The organism is Streptomyces sp. NPDC055506 (assembly GCF_053643595.1).
In genome coordinates this window covers 68,381-74,865 of the sequence record NZ_JBSHKH010000028.1, presented here as the reverse complement: position 1 = coordinate 74,865, position 6,485 = coordinate 68,381, and the positions used below count along the sequence as shown (strand labels likewise).

At 70.9% G+C, this 6,485-nt stretch carries 5 protein-coding genes; all 5 read right to left on the bottom strand.

From position 1 onward, the window contains the following. Nucleotides 1–39: 39 nt before the first annotated feature. Genes mmsA through iolC form a run of 5 tightly spaced genes read right to left on the bottom strand, consistent with a single transcriptional unit; the run spans nucleotide 40 to nucleotide 6,097 of the window. A complete protein-coding gene (mmsA, locus tag ACWIF2_RS13910; RefSeq protein WP_454360462.1) occupies nucleotides 40–1,542 on the bottom strand; it encodes a CoA-acylating methylmalonate-semialdehyde dehydrogenase in 1,503 nt (500 codons plus the stop codon). 14 nt (nucleotides 1,543–1,556) lie between these two features. Next, nucleotides 1,557–3,434 carry a 3D-(3,5/4)-trihydroxycyclohexane-1,2-dione acylhydrolase (decyclizing) gene (iolD, locus tag ACWIF2_RS13905; protein ID WP_454360461.1) on the bottom strand — a complete coding sequence of 626 codons (1,878 nt, stop codon included), beginning with the start codon at nucleotides 3,432–3,434 and terminating at the stop codon, nucleotides 1,557–1,559. After that, on the bottom strand, nucleotides 3,431–4,243 hold the full coding sequence (iolB, locus tag ACWIF2_RS13900) for a 5-deoxy-glucuronate isomerase (protein WP_454360460.1): 813 nt from the start codon (nucleotides 4,241–4,243) through the stop codon (nucleotides 3,431–3,433). Before iolB ends, iolD begins: the two co-directional genes overlap by 4 nt. Nucleotides 4,244–4,253: 10 nt before the next feature. Continuing rightward, the gene (locus ACWIF2_RS13895) at nucleotides 4,254–5,135 is read right to left on the bottom strand and encodes a Cgl0159 family (beta/alpha)8-fold protein (RefSeq protein WP_454360459.1); all 882 of its coding nucleotides are present in this window, start codon (nucleotides 5,133–5,135) and stop codon (nucleotides 4,254–4,256) included. Further along, a complete protein-coding gene (gene iolC, locus ACWIF2_RS13890) occupies nucleotides 5,132–6,097 on the bottom strand; it encodes a 5-dehydro-2-deoxygluconokinase (protein ID WP_454360458.1) in 966 nt (321 codons plus the stop codon). The genes ACWIF2_RS13895 and iolC overlap by 4 nt, the downstream gene beginning before the upstream one ends. Nucleotides 6,098–6,485: the final 388 nt, after the last annotated feature.

Here is a 6,485-nt window from a genome sequence, read left to right as displayed (position 1 = left end):
GGCCTGCGAGAACCGCAGGCGCCCCCGGAGAAAAAAACCTCAGTGGTTGCGCGGGAAGCCCAGGTCCACGCCCGCCGGGGCGTCGGCCGGGTCCGGCCAGCGGGTGGTGACGACCTTGCCTCGGGTGTAGAAGTGCGTGCCGTCGTTGCCGTAGATGTGGTGGTCGCCGAAGAGCGAGTCCTTCCAGCCGCCGAAGGAGTGGTAGCCCACCGGGACCGGGATCGGGACGTTCACGCCGACCATGCCGGCCTCGACCTCCAGCTGGAAGCGTCGGGCAGCGCCGCCGTCCCGGGTGAAGATCGCGGTGCCGTTGCCGAACGGCGAGGCGTTGATGAGGTCGAGGGCTTCCTCGTAGGTCTCGGTGCGCAGCACGGTCAGCACCGGACCGAAGATCTCGTCCTGGTAGGCCTTCGCGGACGTGGGCACCTTGTCGAGCAGCGAGATGCCGATCCAGTGGCCGTCCTCGAAGCCGTCGACGGTGTGACCGGTGCCGTCCAGGACGACCTCGCAGCCCTCGGCCGCCGCGCCCTCGACGTACGACGCCACCTTGTCGCGGTGGACCTTGGTGATCAGCGGGCCCATCTCGGAGGTCGGGTCGTCGCCGGGGCCGATCTTGATCTTCTCGGCGCGCTCGCGGATCTTCTCCACCAGTTCGTCGCCGATCGAGCCGACCGCGACGACGGCGGAGATGGCCATGCAGCGCTCTCCGGCCGAGCCGTAGGCGGCGGACACGGCGGCGTCGGCAGCCGCGTCCAGGTCGGCGTCCGGGAGGACCAGCATGTGGTTCTTGGCGCCGCCCAGGGCCTGGACGCGCTTGCCGTTCGCGGAGGCCGTGGTGTGGATGTAGCGGGCGATCGGGGTCGAGCCCACGAAGGAGACGGCCTTGACGTCCGGGTGCTCCAGGAGCCGGTCGACGGCCACCTTGTCACCGTGGACGACGTTGAACACGCCGTCCGGCAGCCCGGCTTCCGCCAGCAGCTCGGCGATCTTGAGGGAGGCCGAGGGGTCCTTCTCGGACGGCTTCAGCACGAACGTGTTGCCGCACGCGATGGCGATGGGGAACATCCACATCGGCACCATCGCCGGGAAGTTGAACGGCGTGATGCCCGCGACGACACCGAGCGGCTGGCGGATGGAGGAGACGTCCACGCGGCTCGCGACCTGCGTGGACAGCTCGCCCTTCAGCTGGACGCTGATGCCGCAGGCCAGGTCGACGATCTCCAGGCCGCGGGCCACCTCGCCGAGCGCGTCGCTGTGCACCTTGCCGTGCTCGGCGGTGATCAGCTCGGCGATCGCGTCCCGGTTGGCGTCCAGCAGCGCCCGGAACTTGAAGAGGATGGAGGTCCGCTGGGCCAGCGAGGACTGGCCCCAGGTGGCGTAGGCCTCCTTGGCGGCGGCGACCGCCGCGTCCACCTCGTCCACCGAGGCGAACGCGACCTTCGTCGTCACCGCGCCGGTCGCCGGGTTGGTCACCGGCCCGTGCGTGCCCGAGGCGCCTTCGACGGTCTTGCCGCCGATCCAGTGGTTGACGATCTTCGTCATGGCCGGGAACTCCTTCACAGATGGCGGCGTCGGGTGGAGACGTGCCGTTCGTACAGCTCACGTGCCTTGACCGCGGACGGCCGTGTCGCGGTCTCGGCCACAGGTACATCCCACCAGGCCTGCGCGGGAGGCGCGCCCGACACTGTGTCTGCCGTTTGGGTCTCGACGTAGACACATGTGGGAGTGTCGGCGGCCCGGGCCTGAGCGAGCGCCTCACGCAGGTCCCGTACGGTCTTCGCGCGCAGCACGCGCATGCCGAGGCTGGCCGCGTTGGCGGCGAGGTCCACCGGCAGCGGCGGGCCGGTGTACGTGCCGTCCTCGGACGGGTAGCGGTAGGCGGTGCCGAACCGCTCGCCGCCCACCGACTCGGAGAGCCCGCCGATGGACGCGTAGCCGTGGTTCTGGATGATCAGGACCTTGATCGCGATGCCCTCCTGCACGGCCGTCACGATCTCGGTCGGCATCATCAGATACGTGCCGTCGCCGACCAGTGCCCACACGGGCCGGTCGGGCGCCGCCAGCTTCACGCCGATCGCGGCCGGGATCTCGTAGCCCATGCAGGAGTAGCCGTACTCCAGGTGGTACTGGTCGTACGACCGCGTCCGCCACAGTTTGTGCAGGTCGCCGGGGAGGGAACCGGCCGCGTTGACGATAATGTCCGACTCGTCGGCGAGGGCGTCCAGGGCGCCGAGGACCTGCGGCTGGCTGGGGCGGGTGTCCGGTTCGTCCACCTCGTAGCAGGCGTCGACGCGCTGCTCCCAGCGCTCCTTGTCCTCGGCGTACTCGGTGGCGTAGGAGTCGGCGACCCGGTACGCGTGCGGGCGGAGGGCGTCGGTGAGTTCCGTCAGGCCGCTGCGGGCGTCGGCGATCAAGGGCTGCCCGGCGAGCTTGTGGCCGTCGAAGGACGCGATGTTGAGGTTCAGGAAACGGACGTTCTCGCCGGCGAAGAGGGTGCCGGAGGCGGTGGTGAAGTCGGTGTACCTGGTCCCCACGCCGATCACCAGGTCGGCGGTGCGCGCCAGCTCGTTCGCCGTCGCCGTGCCGGTGTGGCCGACGCCGCCTACGTCCTGGGGGTGGTCGTGGCGCAGGGAGCCCTTGCCCGCCTGGGTGGAGGCGACCGGGATGCCGGTGCTCCCGGCGAACTCGGCGAGCGCCTCCTCGGCGCGGCTGTGGTGGACGCCACCGCCCGCGACGACCAGGGGCCTCGTCGCCGCGCGGATGATCCGTACCGCCTCGGCGAGTTCCGTCGGGTCAGCGCCGGGACGCCGTACGGTCCAGACGCGCTCGGCGAAGAACTCCTCGGGCCAGTCGTACGCCTCGGCCTGCACGTCCTGGGGCAGCGCGAGGGTGACGGCGCCGGTCTCGACGGGGTCGGTGAGGACGCGCATCGCGTTCAGCGCGGAGGGGATCAGGGCCTCCGGCCGGGTGATCCGGTCGAAGTACTTCGACACCGGGCGCAGGCAGTCGTTGACCGACACATCGCCCGCGTACGGCACTTCGAGCTGCTGCAGGACCGGGTCGGCGGGGCGGGCCGCGAACACGTCGCCGGGCAGGAGCAGCACCGGCAGGTGGTTGATCGTCGCGAGGGCGGCGCCGGTGACCAGGTTGGTGGCGCCCGGGCCGATGGAGGTCGTGACCGCGTGCGTGGACAGCCGGTTGGACTGCCGGGCGTAGCCGACCGCGGCGTGCACCATGGCCTGTTCGTTGCGGCCCTGGTGGTACGGCATCGCGTCGGGGTACTCCAGGAGCGCCTGGCCGATACCGGCGACGTTGCCGTGGCCGAAGATGCCCCAGGTGGCGCCGATGAGCCGCCGCCGTACGCCGTCGCGTTCGGTGTACTGGGCGGCGAGGAAACGAACCAGCGCTTGCGCGACAGTCAGCCGGGTCGTCATCGGTAACCCTCCGTATGGTCCGGGTGGAAGCAGATCCGCCACTCCCTCGTGTCCCCCGGTCCCGCCATGACATTGAGGTAGTACATGTCGTGGCCGGGCTGGGCGATGGACGGGCCGTGCCATCCGTCGGGGACGAGGACGGCGTCGCCGGAGCGGACCTCCGTGAGGACGTCGGAGCCGCCCTCACGCGAGGGGAATACGCGCTGATAGCCGAAACTGTTCGGCCCGTCGATCTCGAAGTAGTAGATCTCCTCCAGCTCCGACTCCTCGCCGGGGCGGTGCTCGTCATGCTTGTGCGGCGGGTACGAGGACCAGTTGCCGCCGGGGGTGATCACCTCGACCGCGATGAGCTTGTCGCAGTCGAAGGCGTCGGCCGAGGCGAAGTTGCGGACGTGTCGCAGGCTGGTGCCGCTGCCACGCTGCTCGACGGGGACCTCCGGCGCGGGGCCGTAGCGGGCGGGGAGTTGTCGCTCGCACTTCGCTCCTGCCAAAGCAAAGCGGCCTCCCGCGCCGGAGGCGATCTGGGCCCGGGCGTCACGGGGCGCGTACGCGAAGTCGGTGGCCGACGCGAACACGCTCCTCCTGCCCGAGAGGTGGAACTCTTCGTCTTCGACGCGCACGGTGCACGCGCCTCGCAGGGGCAGCACGATCCACTCGCTGTCCCCGGTGGTGAAGGTGTGGGTGCCGCCCGGTGCCAGCTCCACGATCCGCAGGCTGCAGTGCGTCCAGCCGGCCCGCTTGGGGTCGATGTCCAGGACGTAGTTCACATCGCCGGTGGTGCCCTTGGGAACGTACAGCTCACTGGTCATGAAGCGGCCCTCACAACAGTCCTACGGCGGTGTCCACGGCGGCGGCCACATCGCCGTCCGCCGGGTACAGCAACGAACGGCCGACCACCAGCCCGCGCACGGTGGGCAGTTGAAGGGCGCCGCGCCACTTCTCGTACGCCCCGTCCTGGTCGTCCCCGACCTCCCCGCCGAGCAGGACGGCGGGCAGTGTGGAGGCCGCCATGACCTCGGCCATGTCGTCGGGGTTGTCGGTGACCGGCACCTTCAGCCAGGTGTAGGCGGAACTGCCGCCCAGGCCGGAGGCGATGGCGATCGACTTGGTGACGGCCTCGGCGGAGAGGTCGTTCCTGACCTTGCCCTCGGGGGTGCGGTGGCTGAGGAACGGCTCGACGAAGACGGGGAGCCGGCGCGCGGCCATGGCGTCGATCGCGCGTGCGGTGGACTCCATCGTGGTGAGGGAGCCCGGGTCGTCGTAGTCGATGCGCAGGAGGAGCTTGCCCGCGTCGAAGCCGAGGCGCTCGATGTCCTCGGGGCGGTGGCCGGTGAAGCGGTCGTCGAGTTCGAAGCTCGCGCCCTGGAGGCCGCCGCGGTTCATCGATCCCAGGACGACCTTGCCGTCGAGGGCGCCGAGCAGCAGCAGGTCGTCGAGGATGTCGGCGGTGGCGAGGACACCGTCCACGCCGGGGCGGGACAGGGCCAGGCAGAGGCGTTCCAGGAGGTCGGCGCGGTTGGCCATGGCCATGCTGCGGCCGCCGACGCCGAGGGCGCCGCGGGCCGGGTGGTCGGCGGCGACGATCATCAGCCGGCCGTTGTCGTTCAGCAGGGGCCTGCGGGGGCGGCGGGCGGCGGCCTCGGCGATCGCCTCCGGGCGGTGGCTGCGCAGGCGGACGAGTTCGGAGACGTCGACGGTCACTTGACGGCCCCCGCGGTGACGGCCGCCTCGATCTCGCCCGGGGTGGGCATCGCGGAGGAGCACTCCAGGCGGGAGGCGACGATGGCTCCGGCGGCGTTGGCGTGCCGCATGGTCTTCTCCAGGTCCCAGCCGGCCAGGAGGCCGTGGACCAGGGAGCCGCCGAAGGCGTCCCCGGCACCCAGACCGTTGAGGACGTTCACGGGGAGCGGGGGGACCTCGGCGCTCTCGCCCTCACGGTTGACGGCCAGGACGCCCTTGGGGCCCTGCTTGACGACGGCCAGTTCCACGCCCGCGTCGAGGAGGGCGCGGGCGGCGGCATGGGGTTCGCGCACGCCGGTGGCGACCTCCACCTCGTCGAGGTTGCCGACCGCGACGGTGGTGTGGCGCAGGGCCTCCTTGTAGAAGGGGCGGGCCGCGTCGGGGTCCGTCCAGGCTGTGTCGTTCCAAAGAATCGGACGCCAGTCGAGGTCGAAGACGGTCGTGCCGGACTTGGCGCGGTGGGCGAGGGCCGCGAGGGTCGCCGTGCGGCTCGGTTCCTCGCTCAGGCCCGTGCCGGTGACCCAGAAGACGCGGGCGTCGCGGAGGGCGTCGAGGTCGAGCTCGTGGGCGTCGATCTCCAGGTCGGGGGCCTTGGGGCGGCGGTAGAAGTACAGCGGGAAGTCGTCCGGCGGGAAGACCTCGCAGAAGGTGACCGGGGTGGGCAGGCCGGGGACCGGGGTGACCCAGCGGTCGTCCACGCCGAAGTCCTTCAGGGCCTCGTGGAGGTAGGTGCCGAAGGGGTCGTCGCCGGTGCGCGTGATCACCGCGGTCCGCCGTCCCAGGCGGGCCGCGGCGACCGCGACGTTCGTCGCCGAGCCGCCGAGGAACTTGCCGAAGGACGTGACCTGCGGCAGCGGGACGCCCGTCTGGAGCGGATACAGATCCACTCCGATCCGCCCCATGGTGATCAGGTCGTACGCCATCGGATACCCCTCGGTGTCGGCTCTCCCCGGTGTTGTAGCCCCCTTCCCGAAGCCCTGTCAATGTTTTGTCCGGACATTCGGACCAGATCATGACAGCGCTTTCCGCGTGTCCTGGTCGGGTCTCACGGTTTCGTGGTGTTCAGGCCTCGATGGCGGTCCGCCTCTCCGGACGGCTGCCGCGCGGCAGGGTGACGAGGCGCGGTGTACGAGCCGACGCCCCGGTGCCGCGTCAAGGCGCCCCGCCGACGATCCGGCGCGCGCCTCTGCTCCGGCCGTGTCACAAACGCCCGCTTCCTGTCACACATGTCCCGCGTACACAGGTCTTCCGTCACACCCGGCCCACAGGCCCTGCCCCTCGTCACCGTGCATCGTTGACCGACCACAGGCT

Excerpts from the sequence above, each read along its gene's own strand:
- mmsA (WP_454360462.1), bottom strand. The coding sequence starts at position 1,542 with ATGACGAAGATCGTCAACCACTGGATCGGCGGCAAGACCGTCGAAGGC.
- iolD (WP_454360461.1), bottom strand. The coding sequence starts at position 3,434 with ATGACGACCCGGCTGACTGTCGCGCAAGCGCTGGTTCGTTTCCTCGCC.
- iolB (WP_454360460.1), bottom strand. The coding sequence starts at position 4,243 with ATGACCAGTGAGCTGTACGTTCCCAAGGGCACCACCGGCGATGTGAAC.
- iolC (WP_454360458.1), bottom strand. The coding sequence starts at position 6,097 with ATGGCGTACGACCTGATCACCATGGGGCGGATCGGAGTGGATCTGTAT.